17 protein-coding genes, 1 pseudogene and 3 riboswitches are annotated in these 23,212 nt (G+C 72.0%); of the genes and pseudogenes, 10 read left to right on the top strand and 8 right to left on the bottom strand.

All coding sequences use genetic code 11. From position 1 onward, the window contains the following. Nucleotides 1-259: 259 nt before the first annotated feature. Nucleotides 260-1,075, top strand: coding sequence for a hypothetical protein (locus tag ACFRU2_RS02860; RefSeq protein ID WP_382966864.1), 816 nt, complete (start codon nt 260-262; stop codon nt 1,073-1,075). Nucleotides 1,076-1,120: 45 nt separating this feature from the next. On the opposite strand, the gene ACFRU2_RS02855 is transcribed toward ACFRU2_RS02860, so the two are convergent. Further along, the gene (locus tag ACFRU2_RS02855) at nt 1,121-3,040 is read right to left on the bottom strand and encodes a HelD family protein (RefSeq protein ID WP_382966863.1); all 1,920 of its coding nucleotides are present in this window, start codon (nt 3,038-3,040) and stop codon (nt 1,121-1,123) included. Nucleotides 3,041-3,046: 6 nt separating this feature from the next. On the opposite strand from ACFRU2_RS02855, the gene ACFRU2_RS02850 reads away from it, so the two are divergent. After that, entirely contained in the window at nt 3,047-3,394 is a 348-nt protein-coding gene (locus ACFRU2_RS02850; RefSeq protein WP_382966861.1) for a hypothetical protein, read from the top strand. A 151-nt stretch (nt 3,395-3,545) separates the two neighbouring features. Here the strand turns inward: ACFRU2_RS02850 and ACFRU2_RS02845 are convergent, their stop codons facing one another. Together ACFRU2_RS02845 and ACFRU2_RS02840 are read right to left on the bottom strand one after the other, a co-directional pair. After that, nucleotides 3,546-4,331: a carbonic anhydrase gene (locus tag ACFRU2_RS02845; protein WP_382966859.1), complete on the bottom strand. Its 786-nt coding sequence runs from the start codon at nt 4,329-4,331 to the stop codon at nt 3,546-3,548. A 189-nt stretch (nt 4,332-4,520) separates the two neighbouring features. Next, on the bottom strand, nt 4,521-5,489 hold the full coding sequence (locus ACFRU2_RS02840) for a helix-turn-helix transcriptional regulator (protein ID WP_382966857.1): 969 nt from the start codon (nt 5,487-5,489) through the stop codon (nt 4,521-4,523). 63 nt (nt 5,490-5,552) lie between these two features. Between ACFRU2_RS02840 and ACFRU2_RS02835 the strand changes: the two genes are divergently transcribed. Both ACFRU2_RS02835 and ACFRU2_RS02830 read left to right on the top strand, forming a co-directional pair. Next, complete coding sequence (locus ACFRU2_RS02835) at nt 5,553-6,698, top strand: epoxide hydrolase family protein (RefSeq protein WP_382966855.1); 1,146 nt, start codon at nt 5,553-5,555, stop codon at nt 6,696-6,698. Nucleotides 6,699-6,801: 103 nt separating this feature from the next. Continuing rightward, nucleotides 6,802-6,941, top strand: a riboswitch (cobalamin riboswitch). A 140-nt stretch (nt 6,942-7,081) separates the two neighbouring features. Further along, nucleotides 7,082-7,570, top strand: a complete 489-nt coding sequence (locus ACFRU2_RS02830) for a DUF4430 domain-containing protein (protein ID WP_382966853.1) — start codon at nt 7,082-7,084, stop codon at nt 7,568-7,570. Between the two features lie 123 nt (nt 7,571-7,693). On the opposite strand, the pseudogene ACFRU2_RS02825 reads toward ACFRU2_RS02830, so the two are convergent. The 3 genes and pseudogenes from ACFRU2_RS02825 to aceA all read right to left on the bottom strand — a co-directional run. Continuing rightward, nucleotides 7,694-7,843 (bottom strand): annotated as a pseudogene (locus tag ACFRU2_RS02825) (3-hydroxyacyl-CoA dehydrogenase family protein); the annotation flags it as partial. Nucleotides 7,844-7,963: 120 nt separating this feature from the next. Further along, complete coding sequence (gene aceB, locus ACFRU2_RS02820; RefSeq protein WP_382966851.1) at nt 7,964-9,559, bottom strand: malate synthase A; 1,596 nt, start codon at nt 9,557-9,559, stop codon at nt 7,964-7,966. Between the two features lie 110 nt (nt 9,560-9,669). Then, on the bottom strand, nt 9,670-10,956 hold the full coding sequence (aceA, locus tag ACFRU2_RS02815; protein WP_382966849.1) for an isocitrate lyase: 1,287 nt from the start codon (nt 10,954-10,956) through the stop codon (nt 9,670-9,672). Between the two features lie 379 nt (nt 10,957-11,335). Between aceA and ACFRU2_RS02810 the strand changes: the two genes are divergently transcribed. Then, on the top strand, nt 11,336-12,751 hold the full coding sequence (locus ACFRU2_RS02810) for a short-chain fatty acyl-CoA regulator family protein (protein WP_382966847.1): 1,416 nt from the start codon (nt 11,336-11,338) through the stop codon (nt 12,749-12,751). A gap of 15 nt (nt 12,752-12,766) precedes the next feature. On the opposite strand, the gene ACFRU2_RS02805 is transcribed toward ACFRU2_RS02810, so the two are convergent. Continuing rightward, entirely contained in the window at nt 12,767-13,681 is a 915-nt protein-coding gene (locus ACFRU2_RS02805; RefSeq protein WP_382966845.1) for an ABC transporter substrate-binding protein, read from the bottom strand. A gap of 54 nt (nt 13,682-13,735) precedes the next feature. After that, a complete protein-coding gene (locus ACFRU2_RS02800; RefSeq protein ID WP_382966844.1) occupies nt 13,736-15,148 on the bottom strand; it encodes a hypothetical protein in 1,413 nt (470 codons plus the stop codon). Nucleotides 15,149-15,266: 118 nt separating this feature from the next. Further along, nucleotides 15,267-15,402: riboswitch (cobalamin riboswitch) on the bottom strand. A gap of 87 nt (nt 15,403-15,489) precedes the next feature. Next, a riboswitch (cobalamin riboswitch) is annotated at nt 15,490-15,628 on the top strand. A gap of 108 nt (nt 15,629-15,736) precedes the next feature. On the opposite strand from ACFRU2_RS02800, the gene ACFRU2_RS02795 reads away from it, so the two are divergent. The 5 genes from ACFRU2_RS02795 to ACFRU2_RS02775 are packed head-to-tail and all read left to right on the top strand — an operon-like array spanning nt 15,737 to nt 23,201. Then, complete coding sequence (locus ACFRU2_RS02795; RefSeq protein WP_382966842.1) at nt 15,737-18,532, top strand: prenyltransferase/squalene oxidase repeat-containing protein; 2,796 nt, start codon at nt 15,737-15,739, stop codon at nt 18,530-18,532. Next, nucleotides 18,529-19,455, top strand: a complete 927-nt coding sequence (locus tag ACFRU2_RS02790; protein ID WP_382966840.1) for a hypothetical protein — start codon at nt 18,529-18,531, stop codon at nt 19,453-19,455. The genes ACFRU2_RS02795 and ACFRU2_RS02790 overlap by 4 nt, the downstream gene beginning before the upstream one ends. 4 nt (nt 19,456-19,459) lie before the next feature. After that, nucleotides 19,460-20,647 carry an energy-coupling factor transporter transmembrane component T gene (locus tag ACFRU2_RS02785; RefSeq protein ID WP_382966838.1) on the top strand — a complete coding sequence of 396 codons (1,188 nt, stop codon included), beginning with the start codon at nt 19,460-19,462 and terminating at the stop codon, nt 20,645-20,647. Beyond that, complete coding sequence (locus ACFRU2_RS02780; protein WP_382966836.1) at nt 20,644-22,299, top strand: ABC transporter ATP-binding protein; 1,656 nt, start codon at nt 20,644-20,646, stop codon at nt 22,297-22,299. Before ACFRU2_RS02785 ends, ACFRU2_RS02780 begins: the two co-directional genes overlap by 4 nt. Before the next feature lie 53 nt (nt 22,300-22,352). Beyond that, the gene (locus ACFRU2_RS02775) at nt 22,353-23,201 is read left to right on the top strand and encodes an ECF transporter S component (protein WP_382967820.1); all 849 of its coding nucleotides are present in this window, start codon (nt 22,353-22,355) and stop codon (nt 23,199-23,201) included. Nucleotides 23,202-23,212 lie beyond the last annotated feature (11 nt).

The following is a 23,212-nucleotide window of genomic DNA, read 5'->3' as shown; positions in this document are numbered from 1 at the left end:
TGGCCGGGCGAGTTCCTCCCGTACGAGACACCGCGCCTCTGCCGAACGGCACTACGGCGGCACTCGTGCGGGTGGCGTTCGGGCGCTGCGGGCGCCGCGGGCGCGGGACGGACGGGCCGGGCACGAGGATCACGGACACGGGCATCGCGGGAGCGCGACGCGGCCGGAGGGAGATCGTGGTGGGATACGTGACGGGTCCGCCCGGTGCCGCGGGCGGGGAGGCCGCGCCTCCCGGGGATGCGGCGCGGGAGGCCGGGCCGTGACCGTCACCCTCCTCGTCGCCCTCCTCGCACTGGCCGCGGGGGTCGCCGCGAACCGGTTCCTGCGGCCCCGGCTGATGGGCGGCGACGACGCCGAGGGCATGGGCGTGCGCGATCTCATCGGGCCCTTGATGACCCTGACGATCCTGATCCTCGCCTTCATGCTCGTCACCGCTTCCAGCTCCAACGGGCGGGCCGACGACGCCGCGCGGGCCGAGGCCCACGCACTGGACCACCTCGCGGAGGTGGCGGACTACGCTCCCCCGGCGTTGCGCCAGCGGCTGCGCGGTGACGCGGTCTGCTACGCGCGCGCCGTCGAGCAGAAGGAATGGCCCGCCATGGCCGAGGGAAGGGGTTCGTCGGCCCCCAGCGTGTGGAGCAGGGACTTCCGCGCGACCTTCAAGGAACTGGGCACGGACAGTCCCACCTTCGGCATGCTGGTCGCCGCGGACGACCAGCGGTCCCTGGGCCGGCAGGCCAGGATGGCCGAATCCACTCCGACCATCCCGCCCCTGATCTACTGGTTCATGCTGCTGAACCTCGCCGTGACCGTGGTCGGCCTCGGTCTGTGCCTGCCCCGCAAGGACAACAAGGGGCCGCTCGCCGCCCTGGTCGTCGTCACCGTGCTGCTGACCGCGACCCTGCTCATCATCCGGGACGTGGACCGTCCCTTCGCCGGCGTGATCGTGGTGAAACCCGTGCAGATGACGGACGTCGAGCAGGAGTCGGTCCGGGACTTCCTGGCCGACTACCCGGCGGACCGGCTGCCATGCGACGAGCAGGGCCTGCCCAGGGCGCCGAAGGGCGGCTCGTAGGGGCAGCCCCTGGACGGCCCGGTCCGCGGACCCCTGCCCGTCTGCTTACGGCTGTTCGTCCAGGCCCTCCGGCAGTCGGCCGGTGTGGAGCACCCCGAGGGTCTGGGTCGCGCGCGTCAGGGCGACGTAGAGGTCGCTGGGCTCGTGGTCCGCCGGTTCCACAACGATCACCGTGTCGAACTCCAGGCCCTTGGCCTGCCGCGGTGCGAGCAGGACCACCGGGCGGGTGAGGTCGGGCTCCTCCCCCGCCCGTACGCCGGGCAGCGCGGCCGCCAGCTCCTCGTGCAGCGGGCGCGGGGCGATCACCGCGAGGCGTCCTTCGGCCGGCGCGCCCTCCCGTACCGCGTCGGCCACCGCCGCCGCCAGGTCGTCGGTCCGCGCCACCCGGGGCCGCCGCCCCGTGGAACGGACCGAGCTCGGCGGCTCGAAGCCCGGGTGGCGGGCCCGGAGCACGGCTGCCGCCAGCTCCATGATCTCGGCGGGCGTGCGGTAGTTGACGGCGAGGCGCACGAGCTCCCAGCGGTCTTCCACGTAGGGCGCCAGGATCTGCTGCCAGGAGCCGCACCCGGCCTCGTCGCCGGTCTGGGCGGGGTCGCCCACCAGCGTCATGGAACGGGTCGGGCAGCGCCGCATGAGCAGGCGCCAGGCCATGGCGGACAGTTCCTGCGCCTCGTCCACGATGACGTGCCCGAAGGCCCAGGTGCGGTCGGCGGCGGCCCGTTCGGCAGCGCTGCGGTGGTCGGCCTCCTCCTGCCGCTCCGCCATCCGCTCGGCGTCGATGATGTCGTGGGCCGCGAGGAACTCGTTCTCCGCGTCCTCGAACTCGTACGACTCCGACCCGGCCGACAGGTCCAGGACGCCCTGTGCGTACGCGACGCGTTCGAGGCGCTCGCGCTCCTCGGCGGCGCGCAGCGCGGTGTCGTCGACTCCGAGCAGTTCGGCGGCCTCGTCGAGCAGCGGGACGTCGGCCGGGGTCCAGTCCGCCTCGCCCGTCGTCGTACGCCGGATCAGCCCGGCCTCCCGCTCGGGGAGGTACGTGGGCTCGGCGAGGTAGTCGGCGATCAGCTGCCGGGGCGTGAGCGGGGGCCACAGCGTGTCGATGGCCGCGTGCACGTCGGCGCTGGTCGCGATCTCCTTGCCCAGTTGGGCGATGTCGTCGGGGCCGAGCAGGTTGGGGCCGCCGTAGGGGTCGGCGCCGAGCCGGTCGGCGAGCTGTTCGGTCAGCGCGTCGATGATCCGGAAGGCGAAGTAGGGGCGTGCCAGGTTGTGCGGCAGTCCGGTGGCGCGGGCCCGATCGCGGGCCTCGTGGGCCATGGTCCGGTCGAGCAGCAGCGTCCCGTAGTCGTCGTGGTTGATCTCCAGGGCCGGTTCGGGCACCACGTCGGCGTCCTCGCCGCTGCCCGCGGGCACGGTCTCCGGCAGCGCCTGCCGGTCGCTCACGACGCGGGCGAGGATCCCGGCCATCTCCGCGCGCCCCTTCACGGCGGCGGCGCCGGGGCGGTCGGCGGCGGTGGCGCGCACGCCGGGGAACAGCTCGCCCGAGGTGGCGAGCAGGACCCCGGTCTCACCGAGGGCCGGCAGGACCTGGCCGATGTAGCCGAGGAAGGCCGGGTTCGGCCCGACGATCAGCACGCCGCGCTTGGCGAGCAGCTCGCGGTGGGCGTAGAGCAGGTAGGCCGCCCGGTGCAGGGCCACGGCGGTCTTGCCGGTGCCCGGGCCGCCCTCCACGACGAGGACGCCGCGGTGGGTGGAGCGGATGATGCGGTCCTGCTCGGCCTGGATGGTCTGCACGATGTCGTGCATCCGGCCGGTCCGGGCGGCATCGAGTGCGGAGAGCAGCACGGCGTCCGCGTCGGCCCCCTCGTGACCGGTGCGTTCGGTGTCGGCGAGGTCGAGGATCTCATCGTGCAGGGCGGTGACCTCGCGGCCCCGGGTGGTGATGTGGCGGCGCCGGCGCAGCCCCATGGGGGAATGCCCGGTCGCGAGATAGAACGGGCGTGCGACATCGGCCCGCCAATCGAGTACGAGAGGGGTGCGCTCCCGGTCGTCCTGCCTGATCCCAATGCGGCCGATGTGGTGATCCGATCCGTCGGAGAACTCCAGGCGGCCGAAACACAGGCCGCTTTCGCCCGAGTTCAGAGCGGAAAGCAGACCGGACTGTTCAGCGACCACGATGTCCCGCTCCAGACGCGCCTGGAACCCGCCACCGGCCTCGCCGAGTGCACCCTGCACGGCACGTTCGGCCTGCTCCCGCAGGTCGTCGAGGCGTGCGTAGAGATCCGTGATGAATTGCTGTTCATTCCGGAATTCTTCGGTTGACAATTCCACTCCTGACGCGGTACGGTGTCCCCATAAGCTTTTTCACGTCTAGGCCCTGCCTCGATGTGAAACATCAAATATACGCAGAGAAACACCCCGGCCGTCAATCGGTCCGGGGTGTTTTTGCGTGGTGTTTATATACGGGCGGTATTTACTCGGTACGCGGGGTCTCGGTACGCAGCGTCTCGGTGCGCAGCATCCGGACCTTCTGGTCGTCCAGGTCGTAGCGGGCGACCGCGACGGCGAGCCGGCCGGCGGCTATCCGGTCGGCCAGGTCCGGCTCCGCCGCCAGCAGGTCCCGGGTCCGGCGCGCATGGGCGTCGATGGTGGCGGCGACCCGGGCCTCGCCGTGCTGGCTACGGTCGATGGAGGGCCGGATCTGCTCCGCCAGGTACTGGATGTGCGCGGGCAGCCGGGTACCCGTCTCATCGGCGTGCACCGCTGCGCCGACGGCCCCGCACGACTGGTGGGCGAGGACCAGGACCAGGGGGACGTCGAGTTCCAGGACCCCGTACGCGATGCTGCCGAGCACCGCCTCGTCCAGCACCTCCCCCGCCGCGCGCACGGTCAGCAGGTCGCCGAGCCCCTGGTCGAAGACCAGCTCCGGCGGCACCCGGGAGTCGACGCAGCCCAGCACGATCGCGAACGGGTGCTGTTCCCGCGCCACTTGGAGGCGTATGGAACGGGACTCGTGCGGATGCTGCTGGCGGTACGCCGCCCAGCGCCGGTTGCCCGCCGCCAGGCGGCGCAGCGCCTCCTCCGGACTCCGGGGACGGACCCCGTCCACGGCTTCGGCGGAGGCCTCGGAGGCGGAGGCCGGGAAAACGGAACCGAGTCCGAGGGCGGACCCGGCGGCCGCGGTGCCGGCCAGGGCGGTGCGCAGGAGGACGCGACGGCTGGGCGAACTGGCGGAAGACGCCTGTGTGTTCGAGGACATTCGGGGACGTTAACCCCGCTCCGGCCCGCCGCGGCCGCTCCGGGACGGAAATGGCGGGTTCCTCCCGGAGCCCGGCTCGATCGGGACGACGGAGTCGTGCGGAACGCCGACCTGCCGCCATGCCGACCGGCACTTTGCTCCAAACCCTGCGGTACGGCTCGGCAGGTCGGGCCGGCGGGTCTTCTCGCCTCAGGGCGTAGGTGGTGTGGAGCGGGAGTAGCGGTCCGCGAGTCGGCGCAGGTGGGTCACCAGTTCCGCGGGCTCGGTGACGGAGAAGTCGAAGTCGAGCATGCCCAGATAGACCGCGAGGGTCTGCACCGTATCGGCGCCGGTGGTCAGGACGCAGGTGTCGGCGTCGAGTGCCTCGACCGTGCCGACCGCAGGGTTGATCTGCTCGATCACCGCCTCCGCCGGGGCGTGGACGGTGACCCGTGCGTGGTAGCGCCAGGCCGCGCCCGATACCCGTCGGGAGACGTACGCCGCAGCGTCGCCACCGGGCAGTTCGCGCGGGGTGAAGCGCGGCCCGGTCGGGGTGCGGGGCCGGATTCGGTCGGCCCGGAAGGTCCGCCAGTCCTGGCGCTCGACGTCCCATGCCACCAGGTACCAGCGCCGTCCCCAGTTCACCGCCCGATAGGGCTCCACGATGCGACGGGTGGGCGAGCCGGCGTGGTCCAGGTAGTCGAACCGCAGTCGCTCCTGGTCGCGGCAGGCGGACGCCAGGGTGGTCAGTACCTCCGCGGTGACGGTCGGGGCCGGAGCGTCGGCCGGCACGGCCACGGTGTATGTCATGAGGGTCCGCACCCGGCGGCGCAGCCGGGAGGGCAGCACCTGCTCCAGCTTGGCGAGCGTCCGCAGGGAGATCTCCTCGGTGCCGGGGACGACGCCCTGCGCGGCGGTGCGCAGCGCGACCGTCACCGCGACGGCCTCCTCGTCGTCGAGGAGCAGCGGAGGCATCGCCGCCCCGGCGCCGAGCCGGTAGCCGCCGGTGGTTCCCCGTGTGGCGTCCACGGGGTAGCCGAGCTCGCGCAGTCGGTCGATGTCGTTGCGGACGGTGCGGCCGCTCACCCCGAGGCGCTCGGCCAGTTCGGATCCCGGCCAGGCCCTCGGGGTCTGCAGAAGGGAGAGGAGGCGCAGCAACCGTGCGGATGTATCAAGCATGAGGACAAGCCTGTCGCGCTATTAGGAACGTATCGTGCCTATATTCAGAATACTGTCGTACTCATGGAGAACAAGAGCAACACCGACGCCCGGATCAAGCCGTTCCGCATCGACGTCCCGCAGGAGGAGCTCGACGACCTGCGGGGGCGGCTGGCACGTACCCGCTGGAGCGGCGAGATCCCCGGCGCCGGCTGGAGCCGGGGTGTGCCCACCGACTACCTCAAGGCCCTGGCCGCGTACTGGGCCGACGGTTTCGACTGGCGCAAGGCCGAGGCGGAGCTCAATGAGTTCCCGCAGTTCACCACCGAGATCGACGGCCAGAACATCCACTTCCTGCACGTCCGTTCGCAGAACCCGGCGGCGGTGCCGCTGCTCCTGCTGCACGACTGGCCCTGCTCGTTCGTGCAGTTCGTCGAGGTCATCCGGCCGCTGGCGGAGGACTTCCACGTCGTGGTGACGTCCACGCCCGGCACCGGCTTCTCCGGTCCGCTCGGCGAGGCCGGCTGGAACACCGGTCGCATCGCGGGGGCGTTCGTCGAGCTGATGGGGCGGCTCGGCTACGGCACGTACGGCGTCCAGGGAACAGGCGGTGGAGCCTGGATCGCTGCCGAGATGGGGCGGCAGGCGCCCGACGCGGTCGTCGGCATTCACGTCAACGGCCTGGTCACCTTCCCCTCCGGGGATCCTGCCGAGTTCGAGGGGCTGACCGCGTCCGAGCAGGAGCGGCTGGCGCGGCTGGAGGATTTCCAGCAGGACAAGATGGGCTTCAACGCCATCCAGTCCACCCGTCCGCAGACCCTCGCCTACGGACTGCACGACTCGCCGGTCGGCCAACTCGCTTGGATCACCGAGAAGTTCAAGGAGTGGACGGACCCCGCCGCCGAGCTTCCCGAAGATGCCGTGGGGCGCGACCGCCTGCTGACCAACATCAGTGTCTACTGGTTCAGCGGCACGGCGGGCTCCTCGGCGAACTTGTACTACGAGGCGGGCCACGACCCGAGCGCCTGGGCCCCGAAGGCCCGCGGCACCGTCCCGACCGGCGTCGCCGTCGCCCTGCACACCGACATCGCCATCCGCCGCTTCGCCGAGCGAGACCACAACATCACCCACTGGACCGAGCTCGAACGCGGCGGCAACTTCCTCTCGCTGGAGCAGCCGGAGGCGTTCGTGGCCGACGTCCGCGCCTTCTTCGGCACGCGCGGCGCCTGACACCTCAAGGCCGGGTCGGCTTGGCATGGCGGAGAACCAGACCCGGCTTCGGCGCACACCGGAAGGTGCCACTGGTCACCACGTGGCGGCGACCGTACGATGCGTGTGCCCGGTCGGACCGGGTGACAACTGAATCGCCGTGTGGCCAGGGGGAAGCCGGTGTGAATCCGGCGCTGACCTGCAACCGTGTGGGGCGCATCCGCGCCCCGAGTCGGATAGCCCGCCATACGGCTCGCACCGACTCCCACTGTCACGGACTGCAGCGCGGAGCCTTGAGTCGCCGACTCGCCACAGCCTGCTCCCGCCGCACCGGGGACCGGTGCTGCCGGGCGATGCCGCAGCGGAGGGGCCCTGCTGCGGCCGCTCTGCCCGAAAGGCAACCCATGCGCCCGAACCTCGTCCGTCGCACCCTCGTCACGACGGCCGCCCTGGGACTCGCGCTCGCCACCGCGCCCGCCGTCGCCCACGCCAAGCCGGCACCGAACACGAATGCCCCGGTCAAGGTCAGCCTCACCGTGCAGGGCCCCAACGGCCTGCTGTTCAAGGGGAAGATAAAGACCAAGGGGCACGACGTGACCACCATCGCCGGCGGGACGCACAAGTGCGACGGTACGAACGGTGGTGCCAACCCGAGCGCCGTGCCCACACCGACGGCCGCACTCGACGACGCCGCCAAGAAGAAGCACTTCACGTGGGACGGGACCTGGTACGCCTCGTTCGACGACTTCTCCGTCGACACGATCAAGAGCGTAGGCGGAGGCGGCGCCGCCTACTGGAGCATCTCCGTCAACGGCACTGCGACCCCGGTCGGCGGCTGCCAGTTCAAGCTGAAGGCCGGCGACCAGGTCGCCTACACCTGGACCGCCTTCTAGCAGGCGCAGCAGCGCCGCGAGAAGCGCCTTGCACGGTGGGGGCGCGGCGACACCACTCGCCACACCCCCACCGCCCTCGGGCACCTCCGGCGCACCCTCATGGCCGGAGGCCTGCCGGGCCCCTCAGACCCGGCCGTACGTGTGGAACCCGCGGCCGCTCTTGCGGCCCAGCAGCCTCGCCTGCACCATCCGCCGGAGCAGCGGGGGCGGGGCGTACAGCGGTTCCTTGAACTCCTCGTACAGCGATTCCGCGATGGCCTCGACCGTATCCAGGCGACTACGGTGTCCACTCCGGCGCGGGCGCACACCTCGGCGATTCCGGCTCCCATCCGGCCACCGCCGACGACCCCGACCCGCAGGATCCGCTCCGGCTGTACGGGGGCGCTCACGCGGTCACCTGCGCGGCCAGGGGGCGCGGCGGACGAGGTGGCGGGTGTAGGCCTCGGGGGTGAAGAAGGCGGGGAGCTGCACCGAGAGGGCGGTGTCCACGAAGATCTCCCTGGCTTCGAGGGCGAGGGCCTGTGGGTCCTCGGCCTCCAGAGCCGCGCATTCGGCGTCGAGGAGGTCGGTGACCGTCCCCCGGTCCACCCGGTCGTGGCGGAGCCACTGCCAGATCTGGACACGCGCGATCTCGGCGGTCGCGGCGTCCTCCATCAGGCCGTACAGGGCCACGGCTCCGCTGCCGCGCAGCCAGGCGTCGAAGTACCGCAGTGCCACTGCCACGTTGGAGCGGATGCCCTCCGAGGTCGGCGGGGCGGCGATCCGGCGGACGGACAGGAGGTCGGCGGCCGCCACGTCGACGTCCTCACGCGTCCGGTCCAGTTGGTTCGGCCGGTCCCCCAGGAGGTTGTCGAAGACCTCGTGGCAGACGGGGACGAGTCCGGGGTGGGCGACCCAGGAGCCGTCGAAGCCGTCCTCGGCCTCCCGCTCCTTGTCGAGGCGCACCTTCGCGCACGCGGCGGAGTCCGCTTCGGTGTCCTTGCTCGGGACATGGGCGGCCATGCCGCCGATGGCGTGGGCGCCGCGCCGGTGGCAGGTCCGGACGAGCAGCTCCGTGTAGGCGCGCATGAAGGGGGCCGTCATGGTGACGGCCGCCCGGTCGGGAAGCTGGAAGTCGGTGCGGTGGCCGAAGGTCTTGATGAGGCTGAAGAGGTAGTCCCAGCGGCCCGCGTTCAGTCCCGCGCTGTGCTCGCGCAGTTCGTAGAGGATCTCCTCCATCTCGAAGGCGGCCGTGATCGTCTCGATCAGGACGGTGGCCCGGACGGTGCCGCGCGGAATGCCGAGCAGGTCCTGTGCGAGGACGAAGACGTCGTTCCACAGCCGTGCCTCGTACGCGTTCTCCAGCTTGGGGAGGTAGAAGTAGGGGCCGTGCCCGGCGTCGATCTGCCGCTGTGCGCAGTGGAAGAAGTACAGGCCGAAGTCGACGAGCGACGCCGACACGGGGCGGCCGTCGATCTCCAGGTGCTCCTCGGTGAGGTGCCAGCCGCGCGGGCGGACCATGATCGTGGCGAGGTTCTCGCCGAGGCGGTACTCCTTGCCTTCTGCGGTGGTGAAGTCGATGCGGCGCTCGATGGCGTCGAGCAGGTTCAGCTGGCCGCCTATGACGTTGTCCCAGGTGGGCGCGGTGGCGTCTTCGAAGTCCGCCATCCACACCCGGGCGCCGGAGTTGAGGGCGTTGACCGTCATGCGTCGTTCGGGCGGCCCGGTGATCTCCACCCGGCGGTCGGTGAGCCCGGGGCCCTGAGGTGCGACCCGCCAGTGGGGGTCGTCGCGGACGGGTCGGGTGGCGAGCGGGAAGGCGAGCTGCTTGCCGTCGGCGAGGTGGGCGGAGCGGCGGCGCCGCTCCTTGAGGATGCCCAGGCGGCGCTCGGCGAACGCCGCGTCGAGCCGGCCGATGAACTCCAGGGCCGGGGGCGTCAGGATCTCCTCGTGGCGTTCACCCGGCACACCGAGGATCTGGACGCTGCTGAGCAGGGGCTTGAGTGACATGCGGATCTTCTCCTCGGCGTGGGGCGGCGGGCGCCCGAGGCGGGGAGGAGCCTCGGGCACCGTCGGACGGCAGGTGGCAGGACGCGGGCCGGCCGGGGGCGAGGGGATTCCTAGTGGAACTGCTCTTCCTCGGTGGAGCCGGCGAGTGCGGTGGTGGAGGAGGCCGGGTTGACGGCGGTGGAGACGAGGTCGAAGTAGCCGGTGCCGACCTCGCGTTGGTGCCTGACCGCGGTGAAGCCCTGCGCCTGCGCGGCGAACTCGCGCTCCTGGAGGTCCACGTACGCGGTCATGCCGTGTTCGGCGTAGCCACGGGCCAGGTCGAACATGCCGTGGTTGAGGGAGTGGAAGCCGGCCAGGGTGATGAACTGGAAGCGGTAGCCCATCGCGCCCAGCTCGCGCTGGAACTTGGCGATCTGGTCGTCGTCCAGCGCCGCCTTCCAGTTGAAGGACGGCGAGCAGTTGTAGGCAAGCATCCGGTCGGGGTACTGCGCGTGGATCGCCTCGGCGAACTCGCGGGCCTGGGCGAGGTCCGGGGTGCCGGTCTCGACCCAGATGAGGTCGGCGTACGGGGCGTAGGCGAGACCGCGGGCGATCACCGGGGCCATGCCGTTGCGCACGCGGTGGAAGCCCTCCGCGGTGCGCTCGCCCGTCACGAACCGGGCGTCGCGCTCGTCGACGTCGCTGGTGATCAGGTTCGCTGCCAGGGCATCGGTTCGGGCGATGATCAGGGTCGGTGTGTCGGCGATGTCGGCGGCGAGGCGGGCCGCGTTCAGGGTGCGGATGTGCTGCGAGGTGGGGACGAGGACCTTGCCTCCGAGGTGGCCGCACTTCTTTTCCGAGGCGAGCTGGTCCTCGTAGTGGATGCCCGCGGCGCCGGCCGCGATCATCGCCTTCGTCAGCTCGAAGGCGTTCAGTGGTCCGCCGAAGCCGGCCTCGGCGTCCGCGACGATCGGCGCCAGCCAGTCCGTGGTGTCGGCGCCGCCCTCGGCGGTGGCGATCTGGTCGGCGCGCAGCAGCGCGTTGTTGATCCGACGGACCACCTGGGGAACGGAGTTGACCGGATACAGGCTCTGGTCCGGGTAGGTGTGCCCGGCCTGGTTCGCGTCGGCCGCGACCTGCCAGCCGGACAGGTAGATCGCCTGTAGCCCGGCCCGCACCTGCTGGACCGCCTGGCCGCCGGTCAGGGCGCCCAGCGCGTGGATGTAGTCCTGTTCGTGGAGCTGTCGCCACAGGCGCTCTGCGCCTCGGCGGGCCAGGGTGTGCTCCTCGCGGACGCTGCCGGCCAGCCGGACCACGTCCTGTGCGGTGTACGTCCGCTCGATGCCCGCCCACCGCGGGTCGTTCGCCCACCGCTGCTTCAGCTGCTCGGCCGCCGCCGTCGTGTTCGCCTCTGCCATGACCGTCACCGTTTCCGTCCGTCGCTTGTTCTGCCAATGCGCCGAGTGGAAGCCCGAGCACTGGCACTACGTGCCTGATGAGGAGATGCGGCCGCCGGACCCGCCTGAAGGGGCGGAGCTGAGCAATGCTGCCGATCCGCCGGAAGCGGGCCGATCGAATCGCCGAAATCAGGGCATGAATCGGGGATTTGGGGTCCGTCCCGGCTACCGGTCCGGCTGGCCGCAGGACCGACTCTGGCATTGGCACTGGGTGCCATCAAGGTGGTACGGCTGCCAAGGTTTGCGAATCTTCAAGGCCGGTTTTGCCAAGCTTGCGAAGCCTCGGGGCGGGCTGAGTCCCCCTATGCTGACGGTGCCCGTCCGACGGTGGAGGAGTCCGGTGAGCAAGACGTACGCGGGGGCGCGGCTCCGCAGGCTGCGCGAGGAGCGCCGCATGACCCAGGCGGACCTTGCCCGGGTCCTCGGCATTTCACCGAGTTACCTCAACCAGATGGAGCACGACTCTCGCCCGCTCACCGTCCCGGTGTTGCTGCGGCTGACCGAGGCGTTCGGGGTGGACCCCGGCTTCTTTTCGGAGCGTGACACCAGCCGCATGGTGGCCGACCTGCGCGAGGCCCTCGCCGAGCAGGTGGCCGAGGCCCGTGTGTCCCCGTCCGATCTGGCGGAGCTGGCCACCCGGATGCCGGCGGTGGCCTCGGTGCTGCTGGACCTGGGGCGCCGGAGCCAGCTGCTGGCCGAGCGGCTCGCCGACGCCGCCGACGGCCGCGATGCGGTGGCGGTGGCCCCGCGTTCGCCCCATGAGGAGATCCGCGAGTTCTTCTACCGGCGGCAGAACTACCTCCACGACACCGATCTCGCCGCCGAGGAGCTGGCCCGCGCGATCGGCATCCGCCCCGGGGACGTCGTCCGCGCACTGACCCTGCGACTCGCCGACCGCCACGGGATCCGCATCTCCGCGGACTGCGACCGGCTGCACCACTACGACGGCACCGCCCGGGTCCTGCACCTGTCGAACCGGCTCCGGCCGGGCCAGCAGGCCTTCCGCATGGCCACCCAGCTCGCGCTGATCGAGTACGGGGACGAACTCGACCGGCTGGCCACCGAGGATTTCGCCCCTGGTTCCCCCACGCACGCCCTGGCACGGATCGGCATCGCGAACTACTTCGCCGCCGCCCTGATCCTCCCGTACACGGCGTTCCACACCGCGTCGGAGGAGTTCCGCTACGACATCGAGCGGCTCACGGACCACTTCGGGATCGGTTACGAGACCGTCTGCCACCGCCTCAGCACCCTGCAACGCCCCAGGCTGCGCGGCGTCCCGTTCTCCTTCGTCCGGGTCGATCGGGCCGGGAACATGTCCAAGCGGCAGTCCGCCACCGGATTCCACTTCTCGCGTGCGGGCGGTACCTGCCCGCTGTGGAACGTGTACGAGGCCTTCGCCGCTCCCGGCCGGATCCATGTCCAGGTCGCCTCCATGCCCGACGGACAGCGGTACCTGTGGACGGCCCGCGCCGTCACCCGACACCGCGGCGGCTGGGGCGAGCCCGGCAAGACCTTCGCGATCGGGCTCGGCTGCGAGATCCGGCACGCGTCCCGTCTCGTGTACGCGGATGGCCTGGACCTCGGCAACCGGTCGGCCGCGACCCCCATCGGCATGGGCTGCCGCCTGTGCGAACGCCTCGATTGTCCCCAGCGGGCGGTCCCGCCGCTCGGCCGGGCCCTGGCCGTCGACGAGAACAGCAGCACCTTCGTGCCCTACCCCGTTGCGGGCGCTCCCGCCTCGGCCCGCGACTGACCGGAACCCGGCCGCTCACTCCGTCCGGCGGGCCTCGGCCGTGGTCACGGGCTCGCCCGCCCGGACCCCGTGCAGGACATGGGCGAGCACCTCGGCCCCGCGCACCACTCTCGGGCCGGGGCGGTTGAAGTAGGCGGGCCCGTCCAGTACCCAGACTTCCCCTGCCCGTACGGCGGGGAGCTCGTTCCAGCCGGGGAGGGATGTCAGCAGGTCGCGCTCGCGGAGCGTGCGTTCGGGCGGGAAGCCGCAGGGCAGGAGCAGCACCACGTCCGGGCGGGCGGCGCGGACGGCGTCCCAGGTCATCGGCTTGGTGTGCTCGCCCGGTGCGGCGAGCAGCGGTTCGCCCCCGGCACACGTGATCTGTTCGGGCACCCAGTGCCCGGCGGGCCACAGGGGGTCGAGCCACTCGATGGCCACCACCCGGGGCCCGGGCCGCCCCGCCGTCAGCCTCCGTACCTCGTCGAGCCGGGCGCGCAGCTCCGTCCGCCGGCGCTCCGCCCGCTCGCGTACGCCGAGCAGTTCCCCCACGGTGACCAGGCAGTCCAGTACGTCGTCGAGGGTGCGCGGCTCCAGGCTGAGCACGCGGGCGCCGCCGTCGAGCACCCGCACGGCGCGCGAGACTCCTTCGTAGGACACGGCGCAGACATCGCACAGGTCCTGGGTGAGGACGAGGTCCGGGGCGAGAGCGGCGAGCGCCGCCGTATCCAGGGTGTAGAGCGAAGAACCGGAGTGGGCGGCCCCGCCCACCGCCTCGGAGATCTCCCGGCTGCTGAGCTCCTCGGCGGCGAACTCGGCCCGGGTGACCACGGGTACGGAAGCCACCGCCGCCGGCGGCCAGTCGCATTCATGAGTACGTCCGACCAGGTCGGCGGCGAGGCCCAGCTCCGCCACGATGTCGGTGGCCGCCGGGAGCAGGGAGACGATGCGCATGCACCGACTGTAGGCGCGCTTACGGCGGGACCCGGGGCACGGCACCCGTGGAGATCAAGCGCCCCAGCGCAGGGCGATCGTGTCGCCCACGTTGATCACCTTGTTGCGGGCGGCGCCGGCGAAGGCGGAGCCGTCGACGCTGACCTTCCAGGTGTTGGAGCCGCTGTTGGCCTTGCCGTTGATGTGGGTGATCGTGCCGGTGCCGGACGACGGGGTGATGCTCGTGACACAGCCCGACGGGGTGGCACCGGTGGTCGCGGCGTTGAGGACGTCTCCGAGGGTGGTGGTCGTACCGGTCGGGGTGAAAGCCACCGAGCAGACCTTGAGGCTGCCGGCGCCGTCGTCGACGGTCAGGGCCAGCTTGGTGGCGGTCCCGGCGGTGAAGGCGGACTGGGCGACCCACTGCGGGGCGCCGGGAGTGACCGGTACGGGCGGGGCCGTGGTGAAGCCGCCGCCGGCCACTGCGCGCAGCGCGTCGATCGAGGCGTAGGCGCTCGGGCTCGTGTCGGCGGGCTTGTACTTGAAGCCGCCCGCCGGGTTGTACTGGTTGGCGATCAGGAAGTCGATCGGGGTCTTGCCGTTGGCGGTCAGGAAGTCGCCGGTCTGCGGGCTGATGCCACAGGCGTTCAGGCCCGCCACGCCCCATCCGTTGGAACTGGTGTTGACGCCGTACAGGGAGTTGAAGGCGCCGGTGGTCGCGACCAGCTTGCCCTTGAGGAAGTTCTTGGCCTGGACGACGTCCGCATCGGTGTGGGGCACGCCGGAGACGCAGAGCGCCGCCATCGCGGCGCCGGTCATGTCGACGTCGCTCGCGGAGTTGAGGACGGTGGGGTTGCCCTCGGCCTTGTTGAAGGTCCAGCCGCCGTCCACGTGCTGGTTGGCGCGGATGCGGGTGACCATCGAGTCGGTCAGGGCCTGCGGAATGCGGTGGGCGCCGCCCTGCGTCTTGGCTCCGCGCAGCGAAAGGGCCGCGAAGACGGTGCCGTTGAAGTTACCTGACGGACCGAAGTAGCCGGCCTCTGCCGTCTGCCAGTAGGAATAGACGTTCGCGACGAGGTTGCGCGAGGCGGAGACCCGGGCCGGGTCGATGCCCGCGGCGTACGCGTTCAGGGTTCCGCGCTCGTAGTCGGTGACCACCGGGGAAGCCTGCGGCCAGCCTGCCGTGGAGAGCAGGTTGCGGTAGACCGTGCGGGCGTTCTTCGTCGTGTCGCCGCCGGGGGCGACATCGACGACGGCCGTACCCGCGGCGGCGAAGGCGCTGAACGCCCACTCGTTGGACAGCCCGGACCCGGCGTACGAACCGTCCGCGGCCTGGAGCGACTTGAGGTAGGCGACGCCGTTCGTCTTGGACGTGGCCATCTGCGCAGGGCTGGAGGTCGCGAAGGCGGGCAGTGCGGTGAGGACGAAGGCGCCGAGTGCGGCGGGCACCGCGAGCGCGAGGCGGCGGGAGGTACGGGGACGGGACATGGCCTGCTCCTGGAATCGGCGAACGCCGGCCGCCGCCCGCGCACGCCCACAGGTCACCGCACACGAACACGGCCGGGGCAGGGTGGGAGGGCCGCCGTCCGGAACGCGTGGTACGGCTTCCTGTACTGCATCGCCGTATGGGCATTCGGGCTCGGAACGGCCCCCGCCGTCCCCTACCGCTGCGCGTCAGCTCCGGCTTCTCACCGGATTCCCCCATGTGGCAGCCCAGGACGCTACCGGAGTGATCAAGGGTCCGCCAGCCAGTCAGCCGGCCACCCGGAGGGCGGGCAAGCCCAGGGCCCTCGAGACCCCTTGATGAGACTCACGCCACCTTGACGCGTCACCGACATCCGTGTTGCACTCCGGCTGATAACTGCTCAGTACCAGGGGAAGCCGGTCGAATTCCGGCGCTGACCCGCAACCGTAGGCCCGGGGCGTCCCGGGTGAGCCGGAATGCCTGGGGCTGGGTCACAGTACGAAGAACGCCGTCGCGGACTGCGGTGTGGTCGTCGCAACCTCCCACGGCGCACGAGCCGTGCGGGGGCGCATCGCCACGTACGCAGCCGCCCGGCAGAGACGAGGGCCGCGGTGGGCACCGAACAGCAGGCGAAACGGCAGTCGGGGACGAGGCGGCGGTTCTTCTCCCTCGTGACCGCGTCCTTCCTGACGCTCGGTGCGGGAGTGGCTTTCCTCACGGTCCCCACCTCCGCGAACGCAGACCCGGTCGAGCAGTGCACGGCCACCACCGGTGCCATCGTCGCCGTGGACTTCGGACCCTTCGGCGGCAAGGTCGAGCGCGGCTGCGACACCACCCCCACCACCGGCTACGAGCTGCTGCACACCGGCGGCTTCACCACCGAGGGCACCGTCCACGACGGTGACGGGTTCATCTGCCGGATCGGCAACGGCTCCTTCAACACCGGTACGGAGTACCCCACTCCGGACAAGGAGGACTGCGTCCTCACGCCGCAGGCCACCGCCTACTGGTCGTACTGGACCGCCTCCCCCGGCCAGAAGAACTGGACCTACAGCCCGCTCGGCGCCATGGCGCGCAACCCGAAGGCCGGCGACGTGGACGCCTGGGTCTACGGAGGAACCGACATCGGCGGCACCTCGGGCAAGCCCGTCTTCTCCCCCGACGACGTACGGGCCGGGGGAGGTTCCACCCCCGATCCGACCGTCCCGACGGCCCCTCCCACCGTGCCCGCCGGGTCGGTCGACGTGCCCGCGGCCATCCGCTGGATCAGCGGCAAGCTGACGGACGGGGAGCGCGTCGTCGACGAGGGCTCCACCACCCCGAACCACCTCCTCACCACCGAGGCCGTGTACGCCCTGACGGCTGCCGACCCGAAGAGCCCGGCGGCCAGGAAGGTCGCCGCCTTCCTCGCCGCGCCCGCGCAGACCGACGCGTACGCCTACCCGGCCGGCAAGGACAAGATCCCCGACGCCTCCGCCGCCGCCCGTCTCGCGCTCGTCGCCGAGGCCACCGGCAAGGACCCTCGCGCCTTCGGCGGTCACGACCTGCTCGGCGACCTCGTCAGGTACGTCTGCCCGCGCGACATCGGTGACGGCGAGAACGTCGAAGGCTGCCTGACCAAGGGGGACTTCCGCACCACCGGCCAGTCCGACGCCCAGGCCATGGCCGTCATCGCGCTGCTGAACGGAGGCGTGACGCCCCCGGCCCACGCCGTGAACCGGCTGATCGGACTCCAGTGCGAGGACGGCGGCTTCACCTCCATCCTCATCCGCTCCGGCGAATGGTGCGACAGCGACGCGAACGCCACCGGGCTCATCACGCTGGCCCTCAAGCGGGCCGGCGGCCACGACGCGGCCGTGCAGAAGGCCCGTGGCTACCTCAAGAAGTCCCAACTGGCGACCGGCGCCTGGCCCTCCGCCTCGTACATGACGACCGGCAGCCCGGCCTCCACCGCCTGGGCCGCCCAGGCCCTGCGCGCACTCGGCGACGCGGCCTTCGCGGACGCGGGCGTCTCCTGGCTGTCCAAGCACCAGTTCCCGGGAGCCGGTTTCGGCTTCGAGGAGGACGACACCGAATCGCGGCTGTTCGCCACCGCGCCGGCCGCCGTCGCCGGCGCCAAGAGCGACCTGGTCGCGCTGACGACGACGAAGACCGATCCGCCGACCACCCCGCCGGTCACTCCGCCCGTCACCCCGCCCGTCACTCCCCCGGTCACTCCTCCGGCCGGTGACGGGCCGGACCTGAGGAAGGGCTCGGCGTACCTAGCCGACCACAGCCGTCTGATCCAGGGCCGCTACTACGAGAGCGGCGCGGGCACCGGCTTCGCCGACTACGGCCTGACCATCGACGGCGCCTACGCGCTCGCCGCCACCGGCCGGGACAACACCACGCTGCGGGGCATCGTCGACTTCCTCGACAAGGGCGGCAAGGACGGCAAGGGCCGCAGCATCGACGACTGGACCCTGATCGGCACCAAGTACGCCGCCGGCGGCTCGCTCGGCAAGACGGCCCTGCTCGCCGAGGCCGTAGGCCGTGACCCCCGAAACTTCGGCGGCCGGGACCTGATCGCCGCGCTCGCCAAGGGCATCTGCACGGCGAAGAACGACACCCCCCAGCAGTGCGCGGCGAAGGGCAACTACGCCTACGCCACCTCCGTCTTCTCCCAGTCCCTCGGCGTCATCGCCCAGCTCCGAGCGGGGGAGAGCGCCGCCGCGGCCGAACCCATCGCCTACCTCAAGAGCCTCCAGGACCCCTCGGGCGCCTGGCCCAGCCTGATCGGCGAGCCCAGCCGGGCCGAAGTGGACTCCACCGCGATGGCCGCCATGGCCCTCGACCTGCTTCCCGACGCCGCCTCGCAGGCGGCCGTCGACAAGGCGGTCGCCTGGCTGGCCACCCAGCAGAAGGACGACGGCGGCTTCCCCGGCGCCTCCGGGAATTCCGTCAACTCCGCCGCCCTCGCCGTGCAGGGCATGTCCCTGGACGCCACGAAGTACGCGGACCGCATCGCCAGGGCGCGCACGTTCCTCGTCTCGCAGCAGAACTCCGACGGCGGCTTCACCATCGCCAAGGGCGGCCAGCCCGGTTCCGACGTCCGCGCCTCCGCGCAGGCCGTGGGCGGCGCCACCGGCATCTCCTTCGGCCTGCTGACCCGCGACCTCAGCGGCACCGCCCCGCAGCCCGTCCCCAGCGCCTCGGTCCGGCCGTCTCCCTCCCCCTCCGCCCCCGTCATCGTGACCCCGGGCGAAAACGGGGGCGGCCCGGGCTCCGGTCCACGCGGCGGAGGCCTCGCCGCAACCGGCGCCCAGGTCGGCGGCCTCGCTGGCGCAGCCCTGCTCCTGACCCTCGGCGGCTGGGGCATCACCCGCGCCGCCAAGCGCCGCCGCGAAACCACCGGGGGCGAGGCATGATCCGCAGCCGCGTCCTGCGGACCCTGGCCCGTACGGCCGCCGCGCTCGGGCTGACGGTGGCGGCCCTCGCCGCCACCGCGGCCCCGGCCGGGGCCGGCCCGCTCCCCATGGGACAGTGCACGACCTCCTCCGGGGCCGTCCTCGCCGTGGACTTCAGCCGTTGGGGCGGCCCGGTCTACCGCTCCTGCGGGAGCACGCCCACCACCGGCTACGAGCTCCTCAACCAAGGCGGCTGGGCCACCACCGGCACCGGACACGACGGTCCCGCCTTCATCTGCCGCATCGGATACAGCGGCTTCCAGGGCGGCAAGCAGTTCCCCACCGCGCAGCAGGACGACTGCGTGCTCACGCCCCCCGCTTCCGCCTACTGGTCGTACTGGCACGCCGACCCCGGCCAGAACACCTGGGAGTACAGCCAACTCGGGGCCATGCTCTACAAGCCCAAGCCGGGCAGCGTAGACCTGTGGATCTTCGGCGGCACCGACATCGAGGGCACCGAGGGCAAGCCCACCGTCACTCCCGACCGGCTTCGGGCCAAGAACACCGCGCCGACCGGCGGCCCCGCGCCCCAGGACACCCGCACGGCGGTGCCTCCGCCGCCGAACGTCAACACGGGCCCCACGCCGGAGAACCCGGCCACACCCGACCCGACGCCGCCCGGCCCCACTGCTCCGGAGAGCCCGTCCGCCCCGCCGGGCCCCTCCGAGAGCGTCTCCCCGACTCCTTCCCCTCCGGCGTCGCCGAGCGCACCGGTTGCCGCCGCGCCCGCCCCGGGCCCCCAGGTCGTCGAGGCGGCCCCCGCCGCGGACGCCACCCATGACGCGGGCTCGTACCTGCCCGCCGTCGCCGCCGGGGCCTTGGTGCTCCTGATCGGCGGCGCCGCCGTGTACGCGGCCAGGCGCCGCCGCCGTAGTACGGAGTAGCCGCGTGTCCCGCACCACCACCGTGGCCGCGGCCGAGCCGCCCGTGTCCCGCAACGCGCCGGACACGGGCGGCCGTCGGCTGCCCCGCACCCTGCATCCGGTCGCCTGGTGGATCTGGGCCCTCGCGCTCGCCACCGCCGTCAGCCGCACCAACAACCCGCTGCTGCTGTTCCTCGTCCTCGCCGTCCTCGGTTATGTCATCACCATGCGCCGCACCGAGGCCCCCTGGGCCCGCGGGTTCAAGTACTACCTGTACTTGGCCCTCACCGTGGTCGCGATCCGGGTGCTCTTCCGCGCCGTCTTCGCCACCGGCATCACCCCCCGCGACCACTTCCTCTTCTCCCTGCCGCACATCCCCACACCCGATTGGTACGCGGGGATCCAACTCGGTGGCCCCGTCTCGCTGGAGGCCCTGCTCTCCGCCGCCACCGACGGACTGCGGCTCGCCTGCATGCTGTGCTGCATCGGCGCCGCCAACACCCTCGCCAACCCCAAGCGAGCCCTGCGCGTCCTGCCCGGTGCCCTCTACGAACTGGGCGTCGCCGTCACCGTGTCCATCAGCGTCGCGCCCCAACTCGTCCAGAGCGTGCAGCGGGTGCACCGGGCCAAGCGGCTGCGGGCCGGCCGGTCCAAGGGGCTCCGCGCCCTGCGGGGCATCGTCGTACCGGTCCTCGAAGACGCTCTGGAGCGCTCCCTGCGCCTCGCCGCCGCCATGGACTCCCGCGGCTACGGCCGCGCGGGCACCGCCACCCGCCGCTCCCGCCGACTGACCGGCGCCCTCATGCTGCTCGGCATGTGCGGCCTCTGTGCCGGGGCCTACGGACTCCTCGATGCCACCGCTCCGAAGCTGCTGGGCCTGCCCTCCATGGGCGTCGGCGCCCTGCTGTGCTTCGCGGGACTCCGCCTGGGCGGCCGCCGCATCACCCGGACCACCTACCGGCCCGACCCCTGGCGCGCAGCCGAGTGGGCCGTGGCCGGATGCGGGGTCCTCTCCGCAGTCCTCCTCTTCACGCACGTCGGCTTCAACGCCGCCGAGCTCAACCCTTCGATATACCCGCTCAGTTGGCCCACCCTGCCGCTCGTACCCGCCGCCGCGATCCTGCTCGCGGGTACCGCCGGCTTCCTGGCCCCGCCCCCGGCCCCGCCCGCCCGCGCGGTCGTCCCCGCACAGCGCACCGAGGAACCCAAGTGATCACCTTCGACGAGGTCACCGTCCAGTACGACGACACGGACGAACCGGTCCTGCGCGAGGTGAACCTCACCGTGGAGGAGGGCGAACTCTGCCTGGTCGTCGGCCACACCGGCGTCGGCAAGTCCACCCTCCTCGGCGCCGTCAACGGCCTCGTCCCCCACTTCACCGGCGGCACCCTCTTCGGCCGCGTCGTGGTCGACGGACGGGACACCGCGGCGCACCCCCCACGTGAACTCGCCGACGTGGTCGGTGTGGTGGGACAGGATCCGCTGGACGGGTTCGTCACCGACACGGTCGAGGAGGAACTCGCCTACGCGATGGAGCAGCTGGCCGTCCCCCCGGCCACCATGCGCAAGCGCGTGGAGGAGACCCTCGATCTCCTCGGCCTCGCCGACCTGCGCCACCGCGCCCTGCACGAACTGTCCGGCGGCCAGCAGCAGCGCGTCGCGATCGGCTCCGTCCTGACGGCCCACCCCCGGGTCCTCGTCCTCGACGAGCCCACCTCCGCCCTGGACCCGACGGCGGCCGAGGAGGTCCTCGCCGCCGTCACCCGCCTCGTCCACGACCTCGGCGTCACCGTGCTCCTGGCCGAGCACCGCCTGGAGCGCGTGGTCCAGTACGCCGACCGCGTCATCCACCTTCCGGGCGACGGCCGTGTCGTCTCCGGACCGCCCGCAGAGATCTTCCGGACCGCGTCCATCGCCCCGCCCATCGTGGAACTCGGCCGCACCGCGGGCTGGAGCCCGCTCCCCCTCTCCGTACGCGACGCCCGACGCTCCGCCGCCCCGCTGCGGACGCGGCTGGCCGGCATCACTCCCCGGCCGGTGCGATCGTCGCCTCCGACGGGTAGCCCGGAACTCCTCACCGCCCGCGGTGTCACCGTGACGTACCACGGCGTACCTGCGGTCCGCGAGGTCGGCCTCAGCCTCCGAGGCGGCGAGATCACCGCGCTGATGGGCCGCAACGGCTCCGGAAAGTCCTCCCTCCTGTGGGCCCTTCAAGGCTCCGGCCCCCGCAAGGCCGGCACCGTGGCCGTCGGCACTCCCGACGGTCCGAAGCCGCGGGACCCTCGGAAGCTCCCTGCGGCAGCGGCCCGGCAGCTCGTCGGTCTCGTCCCCCAGACCCCCACCGACCTGCTCTACCTCGAGTCGGTGCAGCAGGAACTCGACCAGGCCGACACCGAGTCCGGGGTCGGGCCGGACGGGGTCCGGGCCCGCGCCGTCCTGGACCGGCTCGCACCCGGCATCCCCGACGCCACCCACCCCCGCGATCTGTCCGAGGGCCAGAAACTGGCCCTGGTCCTGGCCATCCAGTTGACCGCCGCCCCACAGGTGCTGCTCCTGGACGAGCCCACGCGCGGTCTCGACTACCGCGCCAAGAGCGAGCTGATCCGCATCGTCGACGGCCTCGCGGCGGAAGGCCGGGCCGTCGTGATCTCCACCCACGACGTCGAGTTCGTCGCCCGTGCCGCCGACCGCGTCGTGGTCATGGCAGAGGGCGACATCGTCGCCGACGGCCCCACCACCGAGGTCATCGTCGCCTCTCCGGTCTTCGCCCCGCAGACGGCGAAGATCCTGGCCCCGCTGCCCTTCCTCACCGTCGACCAGCTGGCCGCCGTACTCCCCGCCGACGGAACGGACCCGCACGCGTGAACGCGTACACCGAGGCCATCCGCATCCGCCCCCGCGCCGGAATCATCATCGCCATGGCGGCCTTCCTCGGGATCGTCGCGTTCTTCTGGCCCTTCCTCGTCGCACCGGGGAAGTTCGGCTCGCACTACGCCCCGCCCCTGATCTTCGGCGTCCTGCTCGTCATCGTGCTCTGCGTGGTGATCTCCGAGATAGCCGAGGGCGGCATCAACTCCAAGGCCCTGGCCATGCTGGGGGTCCTGTCGGCCGTCAACGCCGCCATCCGCCCCCTCGGCGCGGGCACCGCAGGCATCGAGACGGTCTTCTTCGTCCTCGTCCTCGCCGGGCGCGTCTACGGACCCGGCTTCGGCTTCACCCTCGGCTGCACCTCGCTCTTCGCCTCCGCCCTCATCACGGGCGGAGTCGGGCCCTGGATGCCGTACCAGATGTTCGGCTGCGCCTTCGTGGGCATGCTCGCCGGATTCCTCCCCAAGGCCACCGGCCGCCGCGAGGTCGCCGTGCTCGCGGTCTACGGCTCGGTCTCCGGCTACCTCTTCGGCTTCCTCCTCAACCTCTCCTTCTGGCCCTTCTCCCTCGACCCCGACAGCTCCATCGCCTACCTCCCCGGCCTGCCCTTCACCGAGCAGTTCCACCGTTACCTCGCCTTCGACCTGGCCACCTCCCTCGGCTGGGACACCGGCCGCGCCGTCACCAACTTCGTCTGCATCTGCCTCGCCGGCCCGGCCGTCCTCACGGTCTTCCGCCGCGCCGCCCGCAAGGCCCGCTTCCATGCCCCGATCCGCTTCGCACCCGACGCTCGCCCGGATGCCGGTCCGATAAGGCCCGCCGAGGTGCCGGCCTCGGCGCCAGGAGCGAGGCCGGGTGTACGGCGCCCGTGCCGAAGCGCCGGCCGACCCGGTCGATGACCGGTTCCAGC

Source organism: Streptomyces sp. NPDC056883 (genome assembly GCF_042788835.1).
Classification (GTDB): Bacteria; Actinomycetota; Actinomycetes; order Streptomycetales; family Streptomycetaceae; genus Streptomyces; species Streptomyces stoeckheimensis.
This window is presented reverse-complemented; position numbering and strand designations above follow the sequence as displayed.

Bases quoted from the DNA above. Each gene is read 5' to 3' on its own strand.
- ACFRU2_RS02855 (WP_382966863.1), bottom strand. From the start codon at position 3,040: ATGGGGCTGCGCCGGCGCCGCCACATCACCACCCGGGGCCGCGAGGTC.
- aceB (WP_382966851.1), bottom strand. From the start codon at position 9,559: ATGTCACTCAAGCCCCTGCTCAGCAGCGTCCAGATCCTCGGTGTGCCG.
- aceA (WP_382966849.1), bottom strand. From the start codon at position 10,956: ATGGCAGAGGCGAACACGACGGCGGCGGCCGAGCAGCTGAAGCAGCGG.
- ACFRU2_RS02845 (WP_382966859.1), bottom strand. From the start codon at position 4,331: ATGTCCTCGAACACACAGGCGTCTTCCGCCAGTTCGCCCAGCCGTCGC.
- ACFRU2_RS02800 (WP_382966844.1), bottom strand. From the start codon at position 15,148: ATGTCCCGTCCCCGTACCTCCCGCCGCCTCGCGCTCGCGGTGCCCGCC.
- ACFRU2_RS02775 (WP_382967820.1), top strand. From the start codon at position 22,353: ATGGCGGCCTTCCTCGGGATCGTCGCGTTCTTCTGGCCCTTCCTCGTC.
- ACFRU2_RS02790 (WP_382966840.1), top strand. From the start codon at position 18,529: ATGATCCGCAGCCGCGTCCTGCGGACCCTGGCCCGTACGGCCGCCGCG.
- ACFRU2_RS02830 (WP_382966853.1), top strand. From the start codon at position 7,082: ATGCGCCCGAACCTCGTCCGTCGCACCCTCGTCACGACGGCCGCCCTG.
- ACFRU2_RS02805 (WP_382966845.1), bottom strand. From the start codon at position 13,681: ATGCGCATCGTCTCCCTGCTCCCGGCGGCCACCGACATCGTGGCGGAG.
- ACFRU2_RS02840 (WP_382966857.1), bottom strand. From the start codon at position 5,489: ATGCTTGATACATCCGCACGGTTGCTGCGCCTCCTCTCCCTTCTGCAG.
- ACFRU2_RS02850 (WP_382966861.1), top strand. From the start codon at position 3,047: ATGCCCGGTCGCGAGATAGAACGGGCGTGCGACATCGGCCCGCCAATC.
- ACFRU2_RS02835 (WP_382966855.1), top strand. From the start codon at position 5,553: ATGGAGAACAAGAGCAACACCGACGCCCGGATCAAGCCGTTCCGCATC.